This is a genomic window from Segatella copri, assembly GCF_002224675.1.
Classification (GTDB): domain Bacteria; phylum Bacteroidota; class Bacteroidia; order Bacteroidales; family Bacteroidaceae; genus Prevotella; species Prevotella copri_U.
The window spans coordinates 25,426-50,417 of the sequence record NZ_NMPZ01000026.1 but is presented as its reverse complement, the minus strand read 5'-3'; the positions used below and the strand labels follow the sequence as shown (position 1 = coordinate 50,417).

At 47.3% G+C, this 24,992-nt stretch carries 17 protein-coding genes, 1 tRNA gene and 2 rRNA genes; 13 read left to right on the top strand and 7 right to left on the bottom strand.

All coding sequences use genetic code 11. From position 1 onward, the window contains the following. The 13 genes from CFT61_RS13450 to glmM all read left to right on the top strand — a co-directional run. Nucleotides 1-1,006, top strand: a 23S ribosomal RNA gene (locus CFT61_RS13450); the annotation flags it as partial. A gap of 105 nt (nucleotides 1,007-1,111) precedes the next feature. Next, nucleotides 1,112-1,224: ribosomal RNA gene (rrf, locus tag CFT61_RS13445) — 5S ribosomal RNA — on the top strand. A 393-nt stretch (nucleotides 1,225-1,617) separates the two neighbouring features. Then, nucleotides 1,618-2,013: a lytic transglycosylase domain-containing protein gene (locus CFT61_RS13440; RefSeq protein WP_370453417.1), complete on the top strand. Its 396-nt coding sequence runs from the start codon at nucleotides 1,618-1,620 to the stop codon at nucleotides 2,011-2,013. Nucleotides 2,014-2,274: 261 nt separating this feature from the next. Next, a tRNA-Met gene (locus CFT61_RS13435) sits at nucleotides 2,275-2,350 on the top strand. A gap of 279 nt (nucleotides 2,351-2,629) precedes the next feature. Then, the gene (locus CFT61_RS13430) at nucleotides 2,630-3,226 is read left to right on the top strand and encodes a TetR/AcrR family transcriptional regulator (RefSeq protein ID WP_089544923.1); all 597 of its coding nucleotides are present in this window, start codon (nucleotides 2,630-2,632) and stop codon (nucleotides 3,224-3,226) included. 45 nt (nucleotides 3,227-3,271) lie between these two features. After that, a complete protein-coding gene (gene fabG, locus CFT61_RS13425; RefSeq protein WP_089544922.1) occupies nucleotides 3,272-4,030 on the top strand; it encodes a 3-oxoacyl-[acyl-carrier-protein] reductase in 759 nt (252 codons plus the stop codon). Nucleotides 4,031-4,057: 27 nt separating this feature from the next. Further along, on the top strand, nucleotides 4,058-4,726 hold the full coding sequence (locus CFT61_RS13420) for an RluA family pseudouridine synthase (protein ID WP_089544921.1): 669 nt from the start codon (nucleotides 4,058-4,060) through the stop codon (nucleotides 4,724-4,726). Between the two features lie 19 nt (nucleotides 4,727-4,745). Next, the gene (locus CFT61_RS13415) at nucleotides 4,746-9,479 is read left to right on the top strand and encodes a translocation/assembly module TamB domain-containing protein (protein ID WP_089544928.1); all 4,734 of its coding nucleotides are present in this window, start codon (nucleotides 4,746-4,748) and stop codon (nucleotides 9,477-9,479) included. A 10-nt stretch (nucleotides 9,480-9,489) separates the two neighbouring features. After that, a complete protein-coding gene (locus CFT61_RS13410) occupies nucleotides 9,490-11,889 on the top strand; it encodes a BamA/TamA family outer membrane protein (RefSeq protein ID WP_089544920.1) in 2,400 nt (799 codons plus the stop codon). 179 nt (nucleotides 11,890-12,068) lie between these two features. After that, on the top strand, nucleotides 12,069-12,980 hold the full coding sequence (locus CFT61_RS13405; RefSeq protein ID WP_089544919.1) for a nucleotidyltransferase: 912 nt from the start codon (nucleotides 12,069-12,071) through the stop codon (nucleotides 12,978-12,980). A 15-nt stretch (nucleotides 12,981-12,995) separates the two neighbouring features. Continuing rightward, entirely contained in the window at nucleotides 12,996-14,030 is a 1,035-nt protein-coding gene (locus CFT61_RS13400) for a DHH family phosphoesterase (protein ID WP_089544927.1), read from the top strand. A 165-nt stretch (nucleotides 14,031-14,195) separates the two neighbouring features. Further along, nucleotides 14,196-14,906 carry a DUF4827 domain-containing protein gene (locus tag CFT61_RS13395; protein ID WP_089544918.1) on the top strand — a complete coding sequence of 237 codons (711 nt, stop codon included), beginning with the start codon at nucleotides 14,196-14,198 and terminating at the stop codon, nucleotides 14,904-14,906. A gap of 28 nt (nucleotides 14,907-14,934) precedes the next feature. Continuing rightward, entirely contained in the window at nucleotides 14,935-16,326 is a 1,392-nt protein-coding gene (gene glmM / locus CFT61_RS13390) for a phosphoglucosamine mutase (RefSeq protein WP_089544917.1), read from the top strand. Between the two features lie 132 nt (nucleotides 16,327-16,458). On the opposite strand, the gene CFT61_RS13385 is transcribed toward glmM, so the two are convergent. The 7 genes from CFT61_RS13385 to CFT61_RS13355 form a co-directional block, all read right to left on the bottom strand. Next, nucleotides 16,459-17,202 (bottom strand): hypothetical protein, encoded by a 744-nt coding sequence (locus CFT61_RS13385; RefSeq protein WP_089544916.1) that lies wholly within the window; start codon nucleotides 17,200-17,202, stop codon nucleotides 16,459-16,461. A 59-nt stretch (nucleotides 17,203-17,261) separates the two neighbouring features. After that, entirely contained in the window at nucleotides 17,262-17,873 is a 612-nt protein-coding gene (locus CFT61_RS13380; protein WP_089544915.1) for a polysaccharide deacetylase family protein, read from the bottom strand. A 77-nt stretch (nucleotides 17,874-17,950) separates the two neighbouring features. Beyond that, complete coding sequence (locus CFT61_RS13375; protein ID WP_089544914.1) at nucleotides 17,951-21,385, bottom strand: glycosyltransferase family 117 protein; 3,435 nt, start codon at nucleotides 21,383-21,385, stop codon at nucleotides 17,951-17,953. A gap of 274 nt (nucleotides 21,386-21,659) precedes the next feature. After that, nucleotides 21,660-22,412 (bottom strand): metal ABC transporter ATP-binding protein, encoded by a 753-nt coding sequence (locus CFT61_RS13370; protein WP_089544926.1) that lies wholly within the window; start codon nucleotides 22,410-22,412, stop codon nucleotides 21,660-21,662. A gap of 13 nt (nucleotides 22,413-22,425) precedes the next feature. Further along, the gene (locus tag CFT61_RS13365; RefSeq protein WP_089544913.1) at nucleotides 22,426-23,325 is read right to left on the bottom strand and encodes a metal ABC transporter solute-binding protein, Zn/Mn family; all 900 of its coding nucleotides are present in this window, start codon (nucleotides 23,323-23,325) and stop codon (nucleotides 22,426-22,428) included. Nucleotides 23,326-23,364: 39 nt separating this feature from the next. Beyond that, nucleotides 23,365-23,817, bottom strand: a complete 453-nt coding sequence (locus CFT61_RS13360) for a YqaA family protein (RefSeq protein WP_089544912.1) — start codon at nucleotides 23,815-23,817, stop codon at nucleotides 23,365-23,367. A gap of 84 nt (nucleotides 23,818-23,901) precedes the next feature. Then, the gene (locus CFT61_RS13355) at nucleotides 23,902-24,864 is read right to left on the bottom strand and encodes a hypothetical protein (protein WP_089544911.1); all 963 of its coding nucleotides are present in this window, start codon (nucleotides 24,862-24,864) and stop codon (nucleotides 23,902-23,904) included. Between the last annotated feature and the right edge of the window lie 128 nt (nucleotides 24,865-24,992).

Sequence of the window (24,992 nt, the reverse complement as noted above, 5' to 3'; positions counted from 1 at the left end):
AGGAAGCATTGAATTGAAGCCCCGGTAAACGGCGGCCGTAACTATAACGGTCCTAAGGTAGCGAAATTCCTTGTCGGGTAAGTTCCGACCTGCACGAATGGTGTAATGATCCGGACGCTGTCTCAACCATGAGCTCAGTGAAATTGTAGTATCGGTGAAGATGCCGATTACCCGCGATGGGACGAAAAGACCCCGTGAACCTTTACTACAGCTTAGCATTGACCTTGGTCATCCGATGTGTAGGATAGGCCGGAGGCTTTGAAGCGGGAGCGCCAGCTTTCGTGGAGCCATCCTTGAAATACGGCCCTTTGGCTGTCTGAGGTCTAACGCGTGATTACGCGGACACTGCTTGGTGGGTAGTTTGACTGGGGTGGTCGCCTCCAAAAGCGTAACGGAGGCTTCCAAAGGTGCCCTCGGGTCGATTGGTAACCGACCTCAAAGAGTGCAATGGCATAAGGGCGCTTGACTGGGAGGCAGACATGCCGAGCAGGCAGGAAACTGGGGCATAGTGATCCGGCGGATGTGTATGGAAACTCCGTCGCTCAAAGGATAAAAGGTACTCCGGGGATAACAGGCTGATCCCCCCCAAGAGCTCATATCGACGGGGTGGTTTGGCACCTCGATGTCGGCTCGTCACATCCTGGGGCTGGAGAAGGTCCCAAGGGTTGGGCTGTTCGCCCATTAAAGTGGCACGCGAGCTGGGTTCAGAACGTCGTGAGACAGTTCGGTCTCTATCTATCGTGGGCGTGGGAGTTTTGAGTGGTGCCGTCACTAGTACGAGAGGACCGTGATGGACAGACCTCCGGTTTACCAGTTGTGCCGCCAGGCGCACCGCTGGGTATCTGAGTCTGGATTGGATAAGCGCTGAAAGCATCTAAGTGCGAAGCCAGCCGCAAGATGAGAACTCCATTGAGGGTCGTCAGAGACGATGACGTTGATAGGATGCAGGTGTAAAGACAGCGATGTCAAAGCCGAGCATTACTAATTGCCCGAACACTTTCTTTAGAAAGTTCATAGTTTCAGCTGTTGACTCTCGATTGAATCGGGAGGGACGGTGGTTCTTTACTGGTAAATACAGTTTGCTTGTGTGCAAATACGTCATACCCCATTATCAGGTGGTTATTGCGGTGAGGTCCCACCTCTTCCCATTCCGAACAGAGAAGTTAAGCTCACTTGCGCCGATGGTACTGCAATGCAATGCGGGAGAGTAGGTAGCCGCCTTCTTTTATCAAAGCCTCAGATTTCGAAAGATTTCTGAGGCTTTTTTCGTTTTCCTACAGTTTATTTTCGCTGTTTTTTGCTTGATATACGTCATGTAACTATGTTATAAAGTGTTTAAAACATTAAAAAAGCACTGATAATCAGTCTATTACTTGCATATCTCGATTTTTTTTTGTATCTTTGCAATCGATAAGAATAAGGATATCATCCGTATCTCTCTTTTGAGTATGCTGGTATCCGTTAAGGTATCTAACGGAACTGAGGTGAGTAGCCTATCTTTTTCTCACAAGTTGCCACCGCGAAATCACTGATGTTGTAGTTCAGCTTTTCAGGTTCCATAAAACAAAAAATATGAAGAGAATAACAATGGTATTAGTCAGCATCTTGATGCTGATGATGAAGGTAAGTACAGCGTCGGCTGATACGAATGTAAATGTATCCTCTACTGATGATTTCGATTGGACTCCAGTGATGGAAGCGATTATCCAGGTAGAGAGTGAGGGTAACCCCAAAGCAAAGAGTGGAAGTTCTGTTGGTGTTATGCAGATTACTCCTATCTTAGTGGCAGAGTGTAATGACATTTTGAAGAGACGCAAGAGCAAGAAGCGTTTCACATTGTCTGATAGATTCAGTATTGCGAAGTCTAAGGAGATGTTCCTCCTGATTCAGTCTGTCCACAATCCTCTGAATAGCATCGAGCACGCAATTCGTGCTTGGAATGGTGGAAACCATTATAGTGTGAAGAGAACACAGCGCTATTTTGAGAAGGTCATGAATCTTTTGAAAAAGTAATTGATTTTTGATATGTCCGATCTATCCTTCCAGGATGGATCGGATTTTTGTTTGTTCCCTATACTCATTCTCTTTTCCCACTTTTATTCCAGTTTCTGCTTTTTATCATACTTTTTCTCTATTTTTATCTGCCAAATCACACTTTTTTGCCTTTAAATGTTAAAAACGCGTTAAAAAGATAACTTTTTGCTAGAAATGTTTGGCGGTTAACAAAAAAAATAGTACCTTTGCACTCGCAATTCAGAAATGAGTTGATAATATCGCGGTGTGGAGCAGTTGGTAGCTCGCCAGGCTCATAACCTGGAGGTCGCATGTTCGAGTCCTGCCGCCGCAACCAAATAAGGGAAGTGATTATTTAATCACTTCCTTTTTTGTTTTCTTCTTATTGTGTTTATCACCTTTTCTCCTCCAGTGTTCTTTTTCTCTTATCCCTCTTGATTATCTAGAATTTCTTTAGTTTTCTCATTGATTTCCCTTTCATTTTGCTTTATATTCATTTGAAATCCAACATATTCTATTTTTTAACACTAAATATTTGCGTATATCGAATAAAACCACTACTTTTGCACATTGATAAATTTATGTGCAACTAATAAAATAAAGGAAGGGCTTCGATATGTCAGTATCCAAAACAAGACAAAAACTGGTAGATGTTGCAAGACAACTGTTTGCCAAGAATGGTATAGCCAATACTACAATGAATGATATTGCTGTAGCATCTGGTAAGGGGCGTCGTACGCTTTATACCTATTTCAGTAGAAAGGAAGATGTCTATTATGCAGTCATCGAGTCGGAGTTGGAGCGTCTTTCTGATAAATTGGATGGGGTAGCCAACTGTAAGATGCGTCCTCAGGACAAGATCATAGAATTGATTTACACCCATCTCAGTATGATCAAGGAAACAGTGGTACGTAATGGCAATCTTCGTGCTGAGTTCTTCCGTAACATCTGGATGGTAGAGAAAGCTCGCAAGAACTTTGATGAGGATGAAATCGAAATCTTCCGTCGTGTCTATGCCGAGGGAAAGGAAGATGGGGAATTTGACATCGACAATATTGATTTAGTTGCTGATATTACCCACTATTGTATCAAGGGGCTGGAAGTACCTTTCATTTATGGAAGATTAGGCCATGGTATGAATGTGGAGTCAAGTAAACCGCTGGTTGCTAAGGTTGTTTATGGCGCCTTGGGTAAATCAGGCTTAAAACTTTAAATAAGATATTCATAATAAACTGATTATTAATTAAATAAGAAAGAAATGGGATTATTAACAGGTAAAACTGCCCTTGTAACAGGTGCAGCTCGCGGCATCGGTAAGGCTGTCGCTATGAAATTTGCTTCTGAGGGTGCTAACATCGCATTCACAGACCTCGTACTCAATGATGATATGGCAGCTGGCTTGGAGGCTACTCGCAAGGAGATTGAGGCTCTTGGTGTAACATGCCGCGCATATGCTGGTAATGCTGCTGACTTCGAGGAGACTGAGAAGACCGTTAAGCAGATTCACGCAGATTTCGGTTCTATCGATATTCTCGTTAACAACGCAGGTATCACTAAGGACGGTTTGATGCTTCGTATGAGTGAGGCTCAGTGGGATGCAGTTTTGAATGTAAACTTGAAGTCTGCCTTCAACTTTATCCACGCTTGTTCTCCTATCATGCTCCGTCAGCGCAGCGGTTCTATCATCAACATGGCTTCTGTTGTTGGTGTTCATGGTAACGCTGGTCAGTGCAACTATGCTGCTTCTAAGGCTGGTATGATTGCTTTGGCTAAGTCTATCGCTCAGGAGTTGGGTCCTAAGGGTGTACGTGCTAACGCAGTAGCTCCTGGTTTCATCGAGACTGCTATGACAGCACAGTTGCCAGAGGAAATCCGTAAGGACTGGATGAAGAAGATTCCTTTGCGTCGTGGTGGTCAGACTGAGGATATTGCAAATGTTTGTCTCTTCCTCGCTTCTGATATGTCAAGCTACGTAAGCGGTCAGGTAATCCAGATCGATGGTGGTATGAATATGTAATCTATTGGCATCTGTTTTAGATAAAACATGCAGGTAGTTTACGAGGACAACCATATAATTATCGTCTCTAAGAGAAGTGGTGAAATCGTGCAGGGCGACAAGACCGGCGATGAGCCTCTCTCAGAGATGGTAAAACAATATATCAAGGAGAAGTACCAGAAACCAGGAAATGTATTCCTGGGAGTAGTGCATCGACTTGATCGTCCTGTCTCAGGACTCGTGGTATTTGCCAAAACCTCCAAGGCTTTGAGCCGTCTGAACAATATGTTCCGTGATGGCGAAGTTCACAAGACCTATTGGGCTATCGTGAAGAATATGCCACGTGAGACTGAGGCAACATTGACTCATTGGATAGTAAGAAACGAAAAGCAGAATAAAAGCTACGCTTACGACCATGAGGTGAAGAATTCGAAGAAGGCGATATTGAAGTATAAGGTGATAGGGCATACTGATCATTACACCCTTTTGGAAGTGAACCTGATGACAGGCCGTCATCATCAGATCAGATGCCAGTTAGCTAAGATGGGGTGCCCGATCAAGGGCGACCTGAAATACGGTTCTCCTCGCAGCAATGCCGACGGAAGTATCTCTCTTCTCTCGCACAAGGTAGAGTTTGTGCATCCAGTATCAAAAGAAACCATTGTAGTGGAAGCTCCTCTGCCAGATGATAATCTATGGAGAGCTATTGCTCCATAACAATTTAATATCCATGCTTATGAAGAAATATGCGAAATGGATGGGGATCGTTGTTCTTACCCCATTCGTGCTCATATTATTGTTAGCTGTTTTGCTTTATTTGCCTCCAGTACAGAACTGGGCAGTAAAGCAAGTCGCTTCTTATGCTTCAGAATCGACGGGCATGGATATTTCCGTAAAGCATGTACAACTCGTTTTCCCTCTCAAGCTGGGAGTGGAAGGCGTGAAAGTACTGCAACCTGTCGATTCATTGAAGAACAGCAGAAACCTTGCTTTAAGAAATAAAAAAGATACCGTAGCCGACATCCAGAAGATGGTGGTAGATGTACAGTTGCTGCCACTCTTCAGCAATCAGGTGATGGTGGATGAACTGAACTTCACGAAGATGAAGGTGAATACCACCAACTTTATCCACGAAGCCCGAATCAAAGGAGATGTGGGCAGATTGCAGCTGATGGCGCATGGTATAGATCTGGGTAAGGAGCACGTGAATGTGAACGATGCCCTGATTTCAGATGCCAGATTGTCTGTGGAATTGAGCGATACAGTTCCGCCAGATACGACTCCGAGCACCAATTACTGGAAGATCCACTTACAGAAACTGAAACTAAAGAATACCGATTTTACCCTACACATGCCTGGAGATACCCTTCAGGTGAATGCTTATTTCGGTGATGCGATCGCCCGCACCACCTACCTTGACCTGTTCAAAGGTCTGTATCAGGTCAAGCACTTGGACTGGAAGAACGGCAGGGTGAACTACGACCAGAATTTCGAACGTCCTGTATCCGGTCTGGACTTCAACCATCTTGCCTTCCACGATATGGCATTGAAGGCCGATTCCTTCTATTTCTGCGATTCCAGGATTGATGTAAAGATCAAGGAAGCAAGGATGAAGGAGAAGAGTGGACTGAAGATAGATCAGCTTAATGGCAGATTTGTGATGGATTCCGTGAAGTTGCAGTTGCCGGATCTCTATTTCCGTACTCCGGAATCTCATTTGCAGGCTACTGTAGATATGGATATGAATGCCTTTGCCGAGAAGAATCCTGGCAAGGTGATGGCGCGTGTGAAAGGTGCCTTGGGACGTTCTGATCTATTCCTCTTCATCGGTGATGCATTGCCAAAGCAGATGAAGAGCCGATGGCCTTACTATCCGATGAAGGTGGAAGGTTCGCTGAAGGGAAACATGCAGCGTGCCTCTTTCTCGGGAGTCAAGGTGAATCTGCCTACCGTTTTCGATTTAAGCACGGATGGCATGGTAGCTAATATGACAGATATGAATCGTCTGAAAGCGAATATCAATCTGAAGGCACGTACCTACAATCTCGGTATGGTAACAGCCATGCTCGATCCTGCCTTAACACAGGAAATCCGCATCCCTAGCGGCATCGGCATTCAGGGAAATGTGAAGATGGATGGAACGAAGTATGCCACCAGACTGGCTCTTACCGAAGGTAAGGGAAGCATGAAGGTGGATGCTGCCATCGATGCCAAGACCCGTAGGGATGGCAGCATCGATATGAATCGCCTGGCTTATCAGGCAAAGTTGCAGGCACGACAGATTCAGGCCCAGCATTTCCTGCCTCACCAGAATCTCTACACCTTTACGGGAGAGGTAGAGGCAAAGGGCGTGGGTACTGATTTTCTGTCGCCTCGAACCCGACTGATGGCGAAAGCCAAGGTTAACCAGGTACATTATGACAAGTATCAGTTGCATGACATGGTGGCTGATGCGCAGGTTGCCAACGGTAGAATTCATGCCAAGCTGGATAGTAGGAATGATCTGCTGAATGGTAACATCGCCGTGGATGCCCTGGCTAGTGCCAAGAAGTTGCAGGCTACACTGGTGGCAGATGTGCGCCATGCCGATATGTTTCAGTTGAAGATTACCAATAAGCCAGTGGATGTTTCGCTATGTGGTCAAATCGATGTTCATTCCGATCTGAAGGATAGTCACAAGGTATGGGCTAACCTGGATGATATCACCGTAAGGACAGAAAAAAAAGTCTATCGCCCAGTAGGTGTGAAGGTAGATATCCTGACCGATAGAGATACCACCCATGCCATAGCTGAGTGTGGAGATTTCCGTCTGAACATGGATGCGCATGGAGGCTACGAGAAACTCCTGCACAGAGTTACCGGTTTGCAGAAGGAATTATGGAAGCAGCTCAAGAACCGTCGCATCGATCAGGTGATGATTCGCAACAGTTTCCCTAGCGGACATATCTACCTTTCTACAGGTAAGGATAACTTCATTTCCCGATTCATCGAATATATGGGCTACCATTTCAAGTCGGTGGAGATGGAGCTGAATGCCTCGCCTGTGGCGGGACTCGAAGGATATATGAACATCGACTCCCTGGTAGCGGGTGGCATGCAACTGGATACCATCCGTGCCTTGGTCCATACGCAGGGAGATACTATCCGTTATTCGGCTCGTGTTCAGAACAATAAGCACAATCCGCAGTATGTGTTCCGTGCTTTGGTAGATGGCGAGGTTCAGGAGCATGGTTCCAATGTCAAGGCTCGCCTCTATGATGCATCTAATAAGTTGGGTGTGGATGTGGGACTCGCTGCCATGTTGCAGCCTAATGGTGTGAAAGTGTCTCTGATAGATACCCATCCGATATTGGGTTATAAGGAGTTCGTAGCCAATGATTCCAACTATGTGATGTTGAGTGATGACGGACGTGTATCTGCCGATCTGGTGCTGAAGGCAGCAGCGGGCAATATGGGTATGCGTGTCTATTCCAACGATAAGAACGAGGATGCCCTGCAGGATATCACTGTCAGCATGAGCAGGTTCAATCTGGACAAGGTGCTGAGTGTGATTCCGTATATGCCGGATATCACGGGTATCATGGATGGTGACTTCCACTTTGTCCAGACCAAGGAAGAACTCTCTGTTTCTTCTAATCTGAAGATAGATAACATGACCTACGAGAAATGTCCGATGGGCAATGTGGGCTCGGAGTTTACCTATATGCCAAAGAGTGACGGTTCTCACTATGTAGATGCCATCCTTACCTATGAGGGTGATGAGGTGGCAACTGTTACGGGTACATACAAGTCGGAAGGTGCCGGCGATCTGGATGCAGAGGTAGGATTAGAGAAGCTTCCTTTGCACTTTATCAATGGTTTTGTACCTGATCAGCTCATCGGTTTGAAGGGATATGGCGAAGGTGCCCTGAAGATGAAGGGTGCCTTGAGCAATCTTGATATCGATGGTGAGGTATATCTCGATTCTGCTTATCTGGTAAGTGTGCCATACGGTGTTTCCATGCGATTTGCCAACGATCCAGTGCGCATTACCGACAGTAAGCTGCTCTTCGAGAACTTCATGATGTATGCCAACAACGAGAGTCCGCTCAATATCCAGGGTGCCCTCGACTTCACGGATGTGGAGAATATGAAGCTGAATATCCGGATGAGAGCGCAGGACTTCCTGCTGATTGATGCAGAGGAGAATGCCCGTTCCGAGGCATTCGGCAAGGCGTATGTCAACTTCTTCGGAAGCATGCAGGGCTCATTGTCTAATCTGAAGATGATGGGTAAGCTGGATGTACTGGGCAAGACCAATATGACCTATATCTTGCGTGAGTCGGAACTCACTACCGATAACCAGCTGGAGGAACTGGTGAAGTTTACCAATTTCAAGAGTGGCAAGGAGGTTGTGGTTCAGAAGCCTACGCTGGATGGTTTCGATATGTTGCTGAGTATGTCAATCGATGAGTCGGCGCGTATTCTCTGTGCCTTGAATGCCGATAAGACCAATTATGTGGATCTGATGGGAGGAGGCAATTTGCAGATGCGGTACAATACGGCTGACGGTATCAGATTGACGGGTCGATATACCCTGAATGATGGTGAGATGAAGTACTCTCTGCCTATCATTCCATTGAAGACCTTTGATATCCAGGATGGAAGCTATATCCAGTTTACGGGTGATCCGTTTAATCCTACCCTGAACATTACGGCAACGGAGGATATCAAGACTACCGTCAACGAGGGTGAGGGTAGTGGACGCTCGGTGGATTTCATCTGTGGTGTGAAACTGAGTCAGACTCTGGAGAAACCGGGTATCCAGTTTATCATCTCGGCATCCAACGACCAGACCATCCAGGATGAGTTGAATTCGATGAGTGTAGAGGAACGAGGCAAGATTGCCATCACGATGCTGGCTTCGGGTATGTATCTGGCGAGTGGAACCACCAGTTCGTTCTCGATGAATACTGCCCTGACTTCATTCCTCAACTCCGAAATCAATAACATTGCAGGTACAGCCATGCGAAGCATCGGACTCGATGTGGGTATGTCGGTGGATAACCAGACCAATGCCTCTGGCGGAACGCATACCGACTACAACTTCAAGTTCGCCAAGCGATTCTTCAATAATCGCCTGAGTTTCTCTGTGGGTGGACAGGTTTCAACCGGAGCAGAACTGGAGAATGCCAACAAGAATGAGTCTTTCTTCAACAATGTGGAGGTTCAGTATCGTCTCAACGAAGGAGCCAGCATGTATGTAAGAGCCTTTTATAATGCCAACACCTACGATTGGCTGGATGGTCAGATTGGGGAGTATGGCGGCGGTTTCACCTGGCGCAGAAAACTCTCCAAGTTCTCGGATATCTTCAGATGGAAGACTGAGAAGCAGCAGGTGCCTGCAGGCTCTCCGATGCTGCGGACCCGTAAGGATTCAGTGATGCTGCGGACCCGCAAGGATTCTGTTATTAGAAACAACGAAAAATAAGCTAGTGAATATGAGAAAGAAGAATCGACTTCACCTTATTATATATATAGCGGCAGCGGTGATGCTGTTCAGCTTCCTGTTTACAGGGTGCTCTTCTACGAGTGCCCTGAAGGATAACGAGCAGCTGTTTACCGGACTGAAGCCTATAGAATACTCCAACTACGAGGCGAATACCTATGCCGACTCTGTGAAGGAAGAGATGGAGTTTGCTCTTGCATCAGCCCCGACGGGAGCTTTTATGGGAAGCAGCTATTTCCGTACTCCGTTTCCTGTCCGCTTATGGATATGGAATGCCTTCTCTCCGTCGGATGATGCTCTTTCCAGATGGATTACCAAGGTCTTCGGTTCGAAACCTAAGCTGATGGAGAATGTGAATCCGAAGTTGAGAGCACAGGTGGCTGAGCATCAGCTCGACAAGTTGGGCTATTTCAATGGCAAGGTAGATTACGAAGTGCTCACCCAGAGCAATCCGAAGGAAGCCAAGGTGGCTTATAAGGTGAATATGGGACATTTGTGGAGATTGGATTCCGTGGCTTATCTCAACTTCCCGGAACATGGCAAGCAGCTCATCGATTCTACGATGTCGCAGGCCGTCATCAGAAAGGGAAGCCCGTTCAATGTCTCCAATCTGGAGCAGGAGCGTCAGCGACTCACCCGTCTTTTCCGCAACCATGGCTATTACTTCTATCAGAATGGCTATGCTTCTTATCTTGCAGATACCGTGAATACGCCCGGCAAGGTGAACCTCCGTCTGTCTATGGTGGACAGCATTGAGCCGGAAGCAACCCGACAGTGGTATATCGGCAATATCAACATCAACTTCAAGAAGCAGTTCATGGAGGAGATGACCGATAGCTTTGTGCGCCGCTATCTGAGTTTCAGATATGCAGGCAAGAAGATGCCGATTCGTGCCGGAGTAGTGCTCAGGGAATTGAAGCTCCGACCACGAAAACTTTATATGTTGGATGATGAAAATACGGCTAAGGCAGGATTGCAGTCGATGGGACTCTTCAGTTATACCAACCTGCAGTTTGTGCCTAGAAGCACTCAGGTTTTGGACAGTCTGGGAAATGTGCAATATTGCGATACTCTGGATGCCAACATCGATCTGGTGTTCGACAAACCATACGATTTCTATGTAGAAGCCAACGCCAAGGGCAAGACTACCGGAAGGGTAGGCCCGGAGCTGGTGGTGGGTCTGACCAAGCGCAATGCCTTCCGGGGTGGTGAGAAGCTGGATATCAACTTCCATGGTTCTCATGAGTGGCAGACCATCACGGGGCAGGGGGGAAGTTCCAACAAGATCAATTCCTATGAGTTCGGATCGGATGTCACGCTGTCGTTCCCAAGCATCATCACTCCTTGGAATGCTTTCCGCACGATGGCACAGAATGAGCGCAGATTCCGCAGAGGTCATATCCCTCGCCGTTACTACGGTACGCCGAATACCACCATCAAGGCATCTATGAACATCCTGAACCGTGCCGGCTATTTCCGTCGTCATGTGGTTGGAGGAGAGCTGACTTATGATTGGGCAACTTCTTATCAGCATCGCCATTCGTTCAGTCCGCTGATTCTTTCGTATGAGTATATGAACTATACTTCTCCGAAGTTCGACAGCATCATGAATAACAATGTGTATGTGGCAACTTCGATGGCCGACCGTTTCATTCCGAAGATGAGCTATACCTACACCTATCGCAGTGCGCAGAAATACCGTAGTCCTATCGTGTGGTCAACTACGGTGAGCGAAGCCGGCAATATTCTGTCGCTGGGCTATCTTCTGGGCGGCAGAAAATGGAACGACAAGGATAAGACGATGTTCAAGAACGAGTATTCTCAGTTCTTCAAGCTGGAAACAGATTTCGTGAAGTATTGGAAGCTGAATGAAACATCCACCCTGGTGGGACATCTGAATGCCGGAATGATCTGGAGTTACGGCAATTCGAGTCAGGCACCTTATACGGAGATGTTCTATGTAGGTGGAGCCAACAGTATCCGTGCCTTCAGTGTGCGAGGTGTCGGACCAGGCGAGCAAGACTACAGTGCCCTGAGTAACAAGTATGCCAACATCCTTCGTACGGGAGATATCAAGTTCCAGGCGAATCTGGAATACCGTCCTAAGATCTGGGGCGATCTTTATGGTGCCCTGTTCCTGGATGCCGGTAATGTCTGGATGAAGGATGCTGATTTCTCCTCTTTCGAGGCCTTCAAGTTTGATAAGTTCTACAAGCAGCTGGCTGTAGGCACTGGAGTGGGTATCCGCTACGATATGGGAATGTTTGTGGTTCGAGTGGATTGGGGAATCGGTCTGCATCTGCCATACGATACGGGTAAGAGCGGATTCTACAACATTCCAAGCTTCAAGAAGAACCAGAGCCTGTATTTGGCTGTGGGCTATCCGTTCTAGCATCATTTGTCAGTGGGCTATCCGTTCTAGCCCCGGTTTTCGGGGGTGATGTTCCATAAATCATTCAAATAATGATGTAAATCAAAAAAAAGTAGGAAAAGATGCTGCTAGGTGCATTTTTTTTATTACTTTTGCAGGTGATTAAACGTAAATATCAACTATTAAAAAAAATATAGATTATGAAACCTACATTATTGCTTTTGGCTGCTGGTATGGGTAGCCGTTATGGTGGTTTGAAACAGCTCGATGGTCTGGGCCCTAATGGTGAGACTATTATGGACTACAGTATCTACGATGCTATTCAGGCTGGTTTTGGTAAGATCGTTTTCGTTATCCGCAAGGATTTCGAGGATCAGTTCCGCGAGAAAATCCTCTCTAAGTACGAGGGCCATATCCCAGCAGAGCTTTGCTTCCAGTCTTTGGATGCACTCCCAGAAGGATTCAGCGTACCTGAGGGTCGCGAGAAGCCATGGGGTACCAACCATGCAGTGTTGATGGCAAAGGACGTTATCAAGGAGCCTTTCTGCGTAATCAACTGCGATGACTTCTACAACCGTGACTGCTTCATGGTTATCGGCAAGTTCCTCTCTGAGCTTCCAGAGGGTAGCACCAACAAGTATGCTATGGTAGGTTTCCGCGTAGGCAACACCTTGAGCGAGAACGGTACAGTAGCTCGTGGTATCTGCTCTAAGGACGAGAACGAGAACTTGACAACTTGTGTAGAGCGCACCGAGATCATGCGTATCAATGGTGAGGTTTCTTACAAGGACGAGGAAGGCAAGTGGGTTGCTGTAGGCGACAACACTCCTGTATCTATGAACGTATGGGGCTTTACTCCAGATTACTTCGCTCACAGCGAGGCTTACTTCAAGGAGTTCCTGAGCGATCCTAAGAACATGGAGAACAAGAAGGCTGAGTTCTTTATCCCATTGATGGTCAACAAGCTCATCAATGAGGGTACATCTACCGTTAAGGTACTCGATACCACCAGCAAGTGGTTTGGTGTAACTTATGCAGCCGACCGCCAGAGTGTAGTAGATAGAATCCAGAGTCTCATCGACGAGGGTGTATATCCTAACAAGCTCTTCTAATTCTATTAGATGGATATTCAATTAGATATTTTAAACGAAAAGGAAGCCGCTATTCTCCGAGAGACGATAGCGGCTTCTCAGCGTATTGTCATCTGTGCCCACAAGTCACCGGATGGCGATGCTGTTGGCTCATCTTTGGGATGGGCTTATTTTTTGCGCTCTCTGGGTAAGAAGCCTGTCATCTGTGTGCCTGATATGATACCGGATGCCCTTTCCTGGTTGCCTGGCTGTGATGATATCGTGAGATACGACAAGTATCCTGAGAAGGTGCAGCAGGCTTTTGATGAGGCTGATCTGGTATGCTGCCTGGATTTCGGCAGCACTGGCAGACTGGATGAGATGGATCATGTGCTTGCGGGCTGCAAGGCACAGCGTGTTGTCATCGACCATCATCTGGCTCCTAACCTGGAGGCTAAGCTGATGATTTCGCAGCCGCATGCCAGCAGCGCCAGCGAACTGGTGTTCCGTGTGATATGGCAGTTGGGTGGTTTCCCTGAGTTGGATAAGACCTGGGCTACCTGCGTATATTGCGGTATGATGACCGATACGGGTGGATTCACCTATAATTCTACCAATCCGGACATCTACTACATCATTTGCCAGCTGCTTACCAAGGGTATTGACAAGGATAAGATTTATCGCAACGTCTTCAACAACGCCCGTGTTTCTGCAGTCCGCTTCCGCGGTCATCTGATGAACGAGAAGCTGCAGGTCATCGAGTCGCTCCATGCCAGTTACTATACAGTAACCCGCAAGGAGATGAAGAAGTATGATTTCATCAAGGGCGATCTGGAAGGATTGGTGAACGTGCCTCTTACCATCAGAGGGCACAAGCTCTCCATCTCGCTCCGTGAGGATACCGATGTGGATAACCGCGTATTGGTGAGTCTCCGTTCTGTGGATGATTTCCCATGCAATAAGATGGCGGAGCAGTTCTTCAATGGTGGCGGACATCGCAACGCATCAGGCGGTAAGCTGCTTTGCAGTATCGAGGAGGCTGAGAAGATTGCCCAGAAGGCAATTCTTGCCTTTGCCGATTTGCTGAGATAAGGAGGCTTTTGCGCCTGAAAAAACAGAGAAATAAGGAAAAACAACCCCGAAAGAGGCATTAGGATGATAATAAGTGATAAATAATAATAAAATCATCCTATACTTCTCGGTGTTGTCTTTTCTTTTTTGTACCTTTGCCCAATAAATTAGAATTTAGTAAAAGGAATGAAGAAATTTTTGTTTGCCATCATGGCTATAGCAGCACTTTTCTCGTTTGCTGCATGTAACGATACTGAGACATATAAGGATTTGCGTGACCGCGAGTTGGACTCTATCAGTTCTTTCTTGCGTCATGAAAACGTGAAGGTCATTTCAGAAGAGGAATTCAAGAGTCGTTGGGAGAAGAAGCAGAAGGACAACAGCGTGGTTCTTACTGATACTTCCAAGAACAACAACGAGTATGTGCTCTTCAACAGTAACGGTATCTATATGCAGGTATTGGAAATGGGTTGCGGCGACTATATCAAGATGGGCGAGACTACCGATGTGCTCGTTCGTTTCTCTGAATACAATCTGAATACCGCAGCAGAGATGAGTCTCAACTCTTTGCAGTTGAGCAATAATCTGAAGCAGTATTCTTTCTATACTGATAAGATGACCGTGACCAATAATTCTGGCACTTTCACCGGTACTTTTGATGTGAATAGCAGCTTGATGGTAGCCACTTACAACAAAAACTACTCCGGCGGTTATAGTGGAACAGTACCTAGTGGCTGGCTGGTTCCTTTCAGTTGGGTAAAGATTGGTCGTGGTAATGCCGAGGGCGAGAGAATAGCTCACGTTCGTCTGGTAGTTCCTCATACCTATGGTACTACAGCGGCATCAGGAAGCGTATATGCCTGCCTCTATGATTTAACCTTGCAGAGAGGCAGATAAGATAATTTCATTTTAAAAAGATATTATTATGACACTGATTAAGTCTATTTCTGGTATCCGTGGAACCATCGGCGGTCCAGCGGGCGATACTTTGAATCCGCTCGACATCGTCAAGTTTACATCTGCTTACGCTACATTCATCCGTCGTAGCGGTGCTTCTAAGAGCAACACTATCGTGGTTGGCCGTGATGCACGTATCTCGGGCGAGATGGTAAAGAATGTAGTTTGTGGAACTTTGATGGGTATGGGTTACGATGTATTGAACATCGGCCTGGCTACTACTCCTACTACAGAGTTGGCTGTAACCATGAGTGGGGCTGCCGGTGGTATCATCATCACAGCTTCTCATAACCCACGCCAGTGGAATGCTCTCAAGCTTCTCAACGAGAAGGGCGAGTTCCTTACTGCTGCCAATGGTAGCGAGGTATTGAGCATTGCAGAGAAGGAAGACTTTGAGTATGCTGATGTTGATTCTCTCGGAAAATATACAGAAGATAATACCTTCAACAAGCGCCATATCGACTCAGTGCTTGCATTGAAGCTCGTGGATGTTGAGGCTATCAAGAACGCTCATTTCAAGGTTTGTGTAGATGCCATCAACTCTGTAGGTGGTGTTATTCTCCCAGAGTTGCTCGATGCACTCGGCGTAGAATATACATTCCTGAATGCTGAGCCTACCGGTGATTTTGCTCACAACCCAGAGCCGTTGGAGAAGAACCTCGGCGGTATTATGGATGAGTTGAAGAAGGGTGGCTATGATATGGGTATCGTTGTTGACCCGGATGTTGACCGTCTGGCTTTCATCTGCGAGGATGGTAAGATGTTTGGTGAGGAATATACCCTGGTAAGTGTAGCTGATTATGTATTGAGCAAGACTCCAGGTAACACCGTCAGCAACCTTTCTTCTACCCGTGCTCTCCGCGATGTAACCGAGAAGCATGGCGGTTCATATTGTGCTTCTGCCGTAGGCGAGGTGAATGTAACTACCAAGATGAAGGATGTTCATGCAGTGATTGGTGGCGAAGGCAATGGTGGAGTTATCTATCCAGAGAGCCACTATGGCCGTGATGCCCTCGTAGGTATTGCTCTCTTCCTGAGCAGTCTGGCTCATAAGGGTTGCAAGGTAAGCGAGCTTCGTGCCAACTTCCCTAACTACTTCATTGCCAAGAACCGCATCGACCTGACTGCTTCTACCGATGTAGATGCTATCCTCGTGAAGGTAAAGGAGATGTATGGCAAGGAGAAGGATGTAACTGTTACTGATATCGATGGTGTGAAGCTCGACTTCCCTGACAAGTGGATTCACCTTCGCAAGAGTAACACCGAGCCAATCATCCGCGTATATAGCGAGGCTTCTACCATGGAGCAGGCTGATGAGCTTGGAAAGAAGCTCATGCAGGTAGTTTATGATATGCAGTAAGATACTGTATCATATATAAGAAGATATTGTATCATATATAAGAAACGACTTCCAACGATTATAGGCAGCAATGCTTATAAGCGTTGGAAGTCGTTCTCGTTTATAAAAGTTCCGGCTCGATATGATGAAAACTTATTGCTCAGCCAGCTCCTTCATGGCATCATTCAATGTATTGAACAGTACATTGATGTTTTCCTCTTCATTCTTGCAGGCTTCCTTGAAGAGTGCGACAGGATCTTCAGGATCGCCCTTCAGCGGAGCCTCGTTCAGGAGGATGTTCACATTGTTCAGCAGCATACCGTGCAGGGTAGGCATGTGTAGCTGCTGCTGGGTGCCTTCCTTACTGCCACATTTCAGTCCTGCAGCGTATGCTTTCACGATGATACGCACCAGCAGATGGATAGCCATCGGTTCGTCGGCAAGGCTGATGAGTACACCATGTGTATAATCGCGTACGTGCTCCTCTATGCTTGTAAACTTACCCTGCAGGAGCCAGGTGAAGTTGCGCTTGTATTCAGCTTCCATAGCCTTGTACAGCTGGTTCGATTTGCAGGCGATGCGCAGATAGTCGAGCATGGTTGGCTCGAAGGTAGGATCGGTCTTCTTCATGCTTTCGAAATTCTTCTGCATGCGCTCGTTAGCCTCTTCCGCACTCTTGTAGTTGAGTCGTACGAGGGTAGAGAACATGATGTCGAAGAAGTACTGGTTCACTTCTCCATAGTGCTCCAGCATCATCTGCTTCACCTCTTTGGGGTCGTTCTTCTTTTGGAAGTCATCGCCGCCAACCGCAGCATCCATGATGCCGCGTGCGTATGCCTCGAAGAATCCTCTTACGAAAGAGGCTACAGCCTGATAACTATTGATTCTCTTGCTCATTGTCTTTTGAATGTTTTAATCAAAAATGATTTAATCAAAATTTTTTAATCAAAGATGATTTAATCAAAAATCTTAAATTCATATCCCTGTTCCATCAGCCATTCTATGGATTGTGGAAGTGCCGTCTTCAGCTTGTCGATGCTCTTCAGCGAGTCGTGGAAGGTGATGATGCTGCCGTTGCGGGCATATTTCTTCACATTGTTCACCACATCTTCTGCCGTCATCCACTTGGAATAATCTCGGGTCACCACATCCCACATGATTACCTTGTAGGTGCGGTGCAGCCACCAGTACTCGCTCTGTCGCATCCAGCCGTGAGGTGGACGGAAGAGATGGGCGTGGATGATGTCATTCGCCTTGTTGGTGTTGAGCACGTAGGAGATGACACGATGCTTGAAGGCACCGATATGATTGAAGGTATGGTTACCTATCTGATGCCCCTCTGCTACAATCTGGTTGTAGAGATCGTGGTTGCGCAATACGTTTTCGCCCACCATGAAGAAGGTAGCCTTGATATTGTACTTTCTCAAGGTTTCCAGGATGAATGGGGTGGATTCGGGAATCGGACCGTCATCGAATGTGAGATACACCGAATGGTCGTTCTTGTCCATTCTCCATATTGCTTTCGGATATAACCATCTGAGCCATTTGGCAGGTTGCTCTATGAACATAGGAATAACTTGATTAGGGGATGATACAAAAAGGGAGACCTAGCAAAAACGCCAGGTCTTCCTTGATATTCTTTATTTTACTGATTGCCCTGTGGCATGCTGCCGCCTCTGCCGCGATAGAGTGTATAGAGAGCATTGAGCTGCTTCTCATAACTCTTCTGCAACTGAGGGCTTACCATACCTGCCACATCGCAGACACTCTGCATAATCATGATCTGACGGATGCAGTCGTTCTGGCTCTGCAGGAAGCGGTCGTTGGTCAATGAGAGGTAATAGTCGAGATACTGGTGAGCATTCTTCCAGACAGCCTCTACATATTCCTTACTCTTTGCCTTCTGACCGGTGAGCAGCCAGCCGCGAGCCATATCCAGACCACCGCTCATGTAATCGAGGGTGACATTGTATGCAGGAATCTCCACATCAGCCTTCTTCAGGATGTTGATAGCCTTCTGGTTCTTGCCGTCGGCGATGAGCTGGAGGGCTGTCTGGGCGAGCAGGCGACGGTGGGTATAGCACATACGCATGGTAGTCTCGTCGATATAGAGTCCCTTCTGCTTCAGGTTACCGAACTTGAATCGGGTCATGATGTTGTGATAGGTCTTCTCTGCATCGAAGTTCTTCGCACCTGGCTTGTTGGTGGTGAATGGAGTGATACGGTTGGCAAGACCCTCCTGTACGAAGTTGTCGCCAAGGTTCATATAGTTCTCTTGTCCCACGGTAAGAGCCACGTAGATAGGACGTGTCCAGTTGCACTGTGACAGCATTTCGAGCATCATCAGGTCACCCTTGTAGAGAGCATTCTTGCCTGCGAGCGAAATCACCATCTTGTCTGGGATGGTATCAGAAGCCATCATCATGCCGCTCTTCTTCACAGCCTCCTTGTCGATTGTTACATAGACGGTGTCTGTAGGGATGAAGTGCATGTCTGGGTTCTTGCTGCGTACCCAGTACTTCAGGATGTTCTTGAGCTCGAAAGGCTCATCACCAAACTGCTTCTTGGCATTCACTGGATCCTGCTTGTAGAAGTCGAGAATCTGCTGCTTAGCCTCTGGCTGGACAGAAACATACTCGTTGGTACCCGAACAGAAGTCGAGACGTGGCCAGGTGATTGGCACGGATGGTGAGTTGTATGCAGGACGCATCATCTGGTCGATATACCAGTCGGTCTGCAGATAGCTCAGGTTACATACGCGGGCATCTGTACCTACGCCTTCTACTTCCTGGTTGTACCAGAGTGGGAAGGTATCGTTATCACCATTGGTGAAGATGATAGGGTTGCCCTTCTCCTGAAGCGACATCAGATAGTTCTGACCGAAGTCGCGGCAGGTGTAACGTCCTGAACGGTCGTGATCATCCCAGGTCTGTGATGCCATCTGGATAGGAACGAGCAGGGTTACCACAGCCACGATAGCTGTTACGGCAGTACCGCTGAGCTTCATCTTCTGCTTCAGAAGGTCGATGATGGCGAGAACGCCAATACCGCACCAGATAGCGTATGCATAGAATGAACCGGCATAGGCATAGTCACGCTCACGTGGCTGCATAGGAGTCTGGTTCAGATAGAGCACGATGGCAAGACCTGTCATGAAGAACAGGAAGAATACCACCCAGAACTGCTGGATACCTACAGGGAGAATCTCCTCTGTCTCCACGCCGTTCTTGATGACCTTTCGCTTGCGGGTGTACCAAGCCTGCCAGAAGAGACCGATGAGACCGAGAATCAGCGGCATGCAGTAGAACACGTTGTGTCCCTTGTTTGCCTTCAGGTCGTCTGGCATTTTGCTCTGGTCGCCATAGAGAGCGTCGTCGATGAATGAGAAACCGGTAATCCAGTTACCGTGCTCAGGCTCACCGTTGCCCTGGATATCGTTCTGACGTCCGGCAAAGTTCCACATGAAGTAGCGCCAGTACATGAAGTTGCACTGATAGGAGAGGAAGAAACGGATATTCTCCATCTGTGTAGGAACCTTCACCATCATGTTCTCGCCACAACGGTCGTAAGGCACCTGGTTACCCTCTACGCCACCCATCCAGTCTTCGTATGCCTGGGCATGAGCCGAACTGTGCATACGTGGGAAGAGCATATTCTGTGCATATACATACTTGTTCTTATGACTTACTACGAAGTAAGAGTCCTTCTCATCGGCAGAAGCCTTCTCCTTGCGCTGATAAACAGGTGCACCTTCCTTCGTCACAGGCTTGCACATGTTGCCGTCAGCCTCGAGAGCCACCTGAGAAGTGTAAGCCTGACCATAGAGCAATGGAGTATCGCCATACTGGTCGCGGCTCAGATAACTGCCCAGGGTGAAGATATCCTCAGGAGAGTTCTGGTCCATAGGAGGGTTGGCAGATGAACGGATTACGATGAGCGCATAGCTTGAGTAACCGATCATCAGCATCAGCATGCAGAGCAATGCCGTGTTCTTGATGCGTGCAGAGATGAGAGGCAGCAGCTGCATCTTCTTCTTCTCGATGCCTGTAGCCTGGTCAACGCCGGTTACTACTTCCTTCTTGCGCTTGTAGTTGAGTACAAACCAGAGGATAGCCAGGATGATGATGCCGGTGATGACTGCGCTCCATCCATATCCGAAGAATGGGATGCCGAGCATGCCGAAACCGAGAACGAAGGCGATATTCTGCTTCTTCTCGTTCTTCTCTGATGCATTGTAGGTCTCGTAGATACCCCAGATAACAGAGGCTACGAGGCAGATGATATATACGATTTCACCGGTATTGAATGGACAGCCGAGTGTGTTGACGAAGAACAGCTCAAACCATCCGCCTACGGTGATGATGCCTGGAACCACACCATAAAGTACGGCTACTACCACCAGGAATGAAAGGAAGAGCGCCATGAGCGAACCCTTCAGGTTGGCATGAGGCACCTTCTTGTAGTAATATACCAGTACAATGGCTGGGATGCAGAGCAGGTTGAGCAGGTGCACACCGATACTCAGACCGGTCATATAGGCGATGAGCACGAGCCATCGGTCGCTATGAGGTTCGTCGGCATGGTCTTCCCACTTCAGAATCAGCCAGAATACCACAGCGGTAAAGGCAGAAGAGAAGGCGTAAACCTCACCCTCTACAGCAGAGAACCAGAAGGTATCGCTGAAGGTGTAGATGAGTGCGCCCACCATACCAGATGCTTCGATGGCAATCAGCTTGCTGGTGGTCATCTCCTTCCAGTCGCCGATGATGAGCTTGCGTGCCAGATGGGTGATGGTCCAGAAGAGGAACATGATGCAGACGGCACTGAGGAGTGCGCTCATCGTATTCACCATCTTGGCTACCTGCGTGGTATCACTGGCGAAATGTGTGAAGAAATTGCCCATGAGCATGAAGAATGGTGCCCCAGGTGGGTGACCGATCTCCTGCTTGTAGGCAGTTGTAATAAACTCAGGACAGTCCCAGAAGCTGGCTGTCGGTTCAATTGTGGAGCAATATACGAATGCCGCAATGATGAATGCGACCCATCCGAAGATATTGTCCACTAATCTGTACTGTTTCATTATTGTTTAAACTTTAATGTATTATATTTCTATGTTTCCTATTATATAATGTGTATAAAACGTTGCAAAGATACTAAAAAGTAAAGAGATAGCGTAGGATTGCTTCTCTTTTTTAGGTTATATTAAATTTAAATGAGGGATGTTGTAGAAAAATAAGCATTAGGATGGGATATTTATTACGTCGCCACGTATGAAATATTACGTCCCGACGTAGGAATTCCTGCGTCGGGACGTAATAAAGAGGGGGTAAAATGTTATTGAAAGCGGTATGTATTTATACATTCAGGAAATGCTCTTCCAGCTTTTCTCTTGGCATATCCGCCGTATCGTGATAATGCAGGTGCTGGTTTACACAGGCGATATGCTTCACGTTGTTGAGCACTTCGGCTACATCGTGACTTACGATGATGATGGCGCATTCCTTGTTGATCTGTTCCAGCATCTCGTACATCTGCTTTTGGAATCGGCGGTCGATGTAGGTGTTAGGCTCATCGAGAATCACGACATCGGGCTTTGATACGATGGCACGGGCGAGGAGCACTCGCTGAAGCTGACCGCCGCTGAGGGCAGCGATGTGTCTGTCTTTGAATTCCGTCAGCTGCATGCGCTCCAGGGTATCGAGCACCTGCTGGTGCTGAGCCTGGGTGTATCGCGAAAAGAGACCTTTGGTCTTGCTGAGTCCGGCAAGTACAACTTCATATACAGAGATAGGAAACTGCTTGTCGAGTTGGTTGTATTGTGGGAGATAGCCCATCGAAATCTCCTTTGTTTCTTCAACTTTTGCTTTGCCGTTTTCATCAAGAACTGTTTTTCCGTTCTCATCCTTTACTTTTCGGAAGTATCTGATGGTTCCTTCCGTAGGTTTCATCAGTCCCAGAATGAGGCGCATGAGGGTAGTCTTGCCACCACCGTTTGGTCCGATGATGCCAAGATAATCGTCTTGATATACGGTGAGATTTACGTCGCTGAGCACCTGCTTGCCGTCATATCCGGCAGATAGGTGCTCTATTTTTATGATTGGAGTCATATGATTGTAGTTTTTACTTCCCAACAACGATTTTCTTGCCCTGTACCGCTGCTGCAGCTTCCTGCATCGCCCAGTTCCAGTCGCCCTGCAATGGGTTGATATCCATTGGCTTGGTGTGGCTCTCCTTGATGAAGGTTGTGGTGTTGCGGTTGGCAAATTCTGCCTGTATCAGGCAGAACTTGATATTCTCTTTTCGGGCTCTCTGGATGAGGCTCTTCAGCTGGGCAGCACTAGGCTCCCTGCCTTCTTCCTCTATGGCAAGCTGCTCCAGCTGGTAGTCACGGGCAAAGTAGGTGAGGATAGGGTGATAGATCACAAACTTGCGTACCAGGTCTGGGTCCTTTTTGAAGCTCTCCTTGATGGTGCTGTCTCTCTTGTCGATGATGCTGAGCAGCGACTGGTAGTTTTTCTCGAAGAACGCCTTGTTCTTTGGCTCCAGTTGGCAGAGCGCCTTGAGGATGTTGCTGGCTATGATGCGGGCGTTGCTGCAACTCATCCATACGTGCGGGTCGATGTTGCCACCCGGAGTCTTGGCAGGCTTGATGCCCACGGAAGTATCTATCACTTTCATATCCGGAGCGTTGTCCTGCAACTTCTTCATCCAGGTCTGCTCAAAACCGATGCTGCCCACTTTCAGATAAAGGGCACTCTTCGAAAGCTCCATCATCTGCTGGGCGTATGGCTCGTAAGTCTCCGGGTTGTTGCCATTCGATACCATTACGTTGACATTCACCTTGCCTTTGGCAATTTGATCTACGAAATACTTGTAGGGGGAAATCGTAACTGTAACTGTAACCGTAACCGCAGGCTTCTCTGTTTCTGAATCCTTTCCCGAATCTGCCTGTTTCTGAGGTGTACCCTTACATCCGGCAAGAATAACACATAATATAATAAGGTATAGAAATCTCTTCATATATTAAAATCTTCTTATGTTATAAATCTGCTTATATGTTTATACGATGAAGCTGAGGCCATAAACCAATAGGATATATCTCAGCACTTTTCCGATGGTGATGCTGATGGTAGAGATGATGATATTGGCTCTTGTCAGCCCCAGCACGATGGTGATGGCGCTTCCCAAAATCGGGATGAAGGCGAAGAAGCCCATCCAGGCACCTCTATCAGCCATGAATCTTTCTGCCTGATCCAGTTTCTCCTTCTTCACGTGCAGATATTTCTCTATCCATTCCATCTTGCCCAGTCTGCCCACACCATAGTTGAACAGTGAGCCCAATACATTTCCTATGCTGCCATATATCACCAGAGGGATGGGATCCAAACCTGCTGCCTGCAAGCCCGACATCACTACCTCGCTGCTGAAAGGAAAGAAACTGCCGGCAAGAAAGGCGGAAACAAGCATACCCCAATAGCCCCAGTTGATTAAAAAGTCTATTATGTAACCCATTGAATATTATTTGTTTAATATTCTTGATGCAGCGTTTCGCTGCATCAAGTCTATCTCTGAATAACTCTTATCCCAGAATCAATCTTATCCCTGAATAGCCTGCAGCAATACCGTTTCCGGAATGAAGATATTGTATAGCAATATCAATACCATGATGACCAGCGCCGAGATAAAGACGATGTTCGCCAACTTTCCCTTGGTGTAGGTAATGAAGTGAGCTGTGAGTGGTGCCGTATTTACAATCATAATGCTGCTCAACTCCTTGATATGCTGAGGCTGCAGGATGATGAAGGCAAGACTCACATAGTTGATCAGAATGAATGAATTGTAGATCATTCGGGTACGGATCTTATCTGCATAAGAGGTATGCAGGAAGTGTATGCTGCCTAATGTGCTCAGGATGATGAGGAACAGGAGATTCACCACCTCGTGGTCGGTAACCTGCGAATAATCGAACAGATCTTGATAGTTAATGAATTCTGCAAAATGACTGATCAGTCCATCTATATTATTGGTGTAGGCGAAGTAACCCGCTGAGAACCAATATGGCATGATGAGACCGATGATAGATGCAAAGAAGTTTCTGATGCTGAAGGAATTGGTGAATACCATCATCATCAGCCACAGGAAGGGCAGGAAATATCCCACCTGGATGAACACCAGTGAGGCGAGTCCTACGCAGAAGAAGGCATAGAAGGTCCATCCTGCCGCCCGCCTGTCCTGGTAACTGTTCCAGATGATGAGGTAGAAGGCGATGGAGCACATCGTCACGATGCTTGCCTTGAAGGAGGGTGTAGGCAGAGAGGTCATGGTGATGAACACCAGGAAACTGCAGGACACCATTCGGCTGTAGGTTCGCATCAGGGAATTATGGTTGTTGAGCTCCACCATCAGCAGGGTAGAGAGGATGGTGAAGGCGAACTGCACCCAAATGTTAGCTACTAAAAAACCTACAGCAACCCATACCAAGGCGGCAAGGGTTGCTGTTACAGGTAGAGCGTAGCGGCTAGCCGCCACTTTATTTTGAAAAGTTTTCTTTCTTAACATCTAATTTTTTGAAAAATGATGAAGCTTTTGCCCTTTCAGGGCGACATTCTCCCTTAAATCATAACCCAGGGCGTTGCCCTGGGCTGGGAGCTTCTGCCCTTTCAGGGCGTCTGGCTGCCAATACAATG

Bases quoted from the DNA above. Each gene is read 5' to 3' on its own strand.
- CFT61_RS13440 (WP_370453417.1), top strand. From the start codon at position 1,618: ATGAAGGTAAGTACAGCGTCGGCTGATACGAATGTAAATGTATCCTCT.
- CFT61_RS13430 (WP_089544923.1), top strand. From the start codon at position 2,630: ATGTCAGTATCCAAAACAAGACAAAAACTGGTAGATGTTGCAAGACAA.
- fabG (WP_089544922.1), top strand. From the start codon at position 3,272: ATGGGATTATTAACAGGTAAAACTGCCCTTGTAACAGGTGCAGCTCGC.
- CFT61_RS13420 (WP_089544921.1), top strand. From the start codon at position 4,058: ATGCAGGTAGTTTACGAGGACAACCATATAATTATCGTCTCTAAGAGA.
- CFT61_RS13415 (WP_089544928.1), top strand. From the start codon at position 4,746: ATGAAGAAATATGCGAAATGGATGGGGATCGTTGTTCTTACCCCATTC.
- CFT61_RS13410 (WP_089544920.1), top strand. From the start codon at position 9,490: ATGAGAAAGAAGAATCGACTTCACCTTATTATATATATAGCGGCAGCG.
- CFT61_RS13405 (WP_089544919.1), top strand. From the start codon at position 12,069: ATGAAACCTACATTATTGCTTTTGGCTGCTGGTATGGGTAGCCGTTAT.
- CFT61_RS13395 (WP_089544918.1), top strand. From the start codon at position 14,196: ATGAAGAAATTTTTGTTTGCCATCATGGCTATAGCAGCACTTTTCTCG.
- glmM (WP_089544917.1), top strand. From the start codon at position 14,935: ATGACACTGATTAAGTCTATTTCTGGTATCCGTGGAACCATCGGCGGT.
- CFT61_RS13385 (WP_089544916.1), bottom strand. From the start codon at position 17,202: ATGAGCAAGAGAATCAATAGTTATCAGGCTGTAGCCTCTTTCGTAAGA.
- CFT61_RS13380 (WP_089544915.1), bottom strand. From the start codon at position 17,873: ATGTTCATAGAGCAACCTGCCAAATGGCTCAGATGGTTATATCCGAAA.
- CFT61_RS13375 (WP_089544914.1), bottom strand. From the start codon at position 21,385: ATGAAACAGTACAGATTAGTGGACAATATCTTCGGATGGGTCGCATTC.
- CFT61_RS13370 (WP_089544926.1), bottom strand. From the start codon at position 22,412: ATGACTCCAATCATAAAAATAGAGCACCTATCTGCCGGATATGACGGC.
- CFT61_RS13365 (WP_089544913.1), bottom strand. From the start codon at position 23,325: ATGAAGAGATTTCTATACCTTATTATATTATGTGTTATTCTTGCCGGA.
- CFT61_RS13360 (WP_089544912.1), bottom strand. From the start codon at position 23,817: ATGGGTTACATAATAGACTTTTTAATCAACTGGGGCTATTGGGGTATG.
- CFT61_RS13355 (WP_089544911.1), bottom strand. From the start codon at position 24,864: ATGTTAAGAAAGAAAACTTTTCAAAATAAAGTGGCGGCTAGCCGCTAC.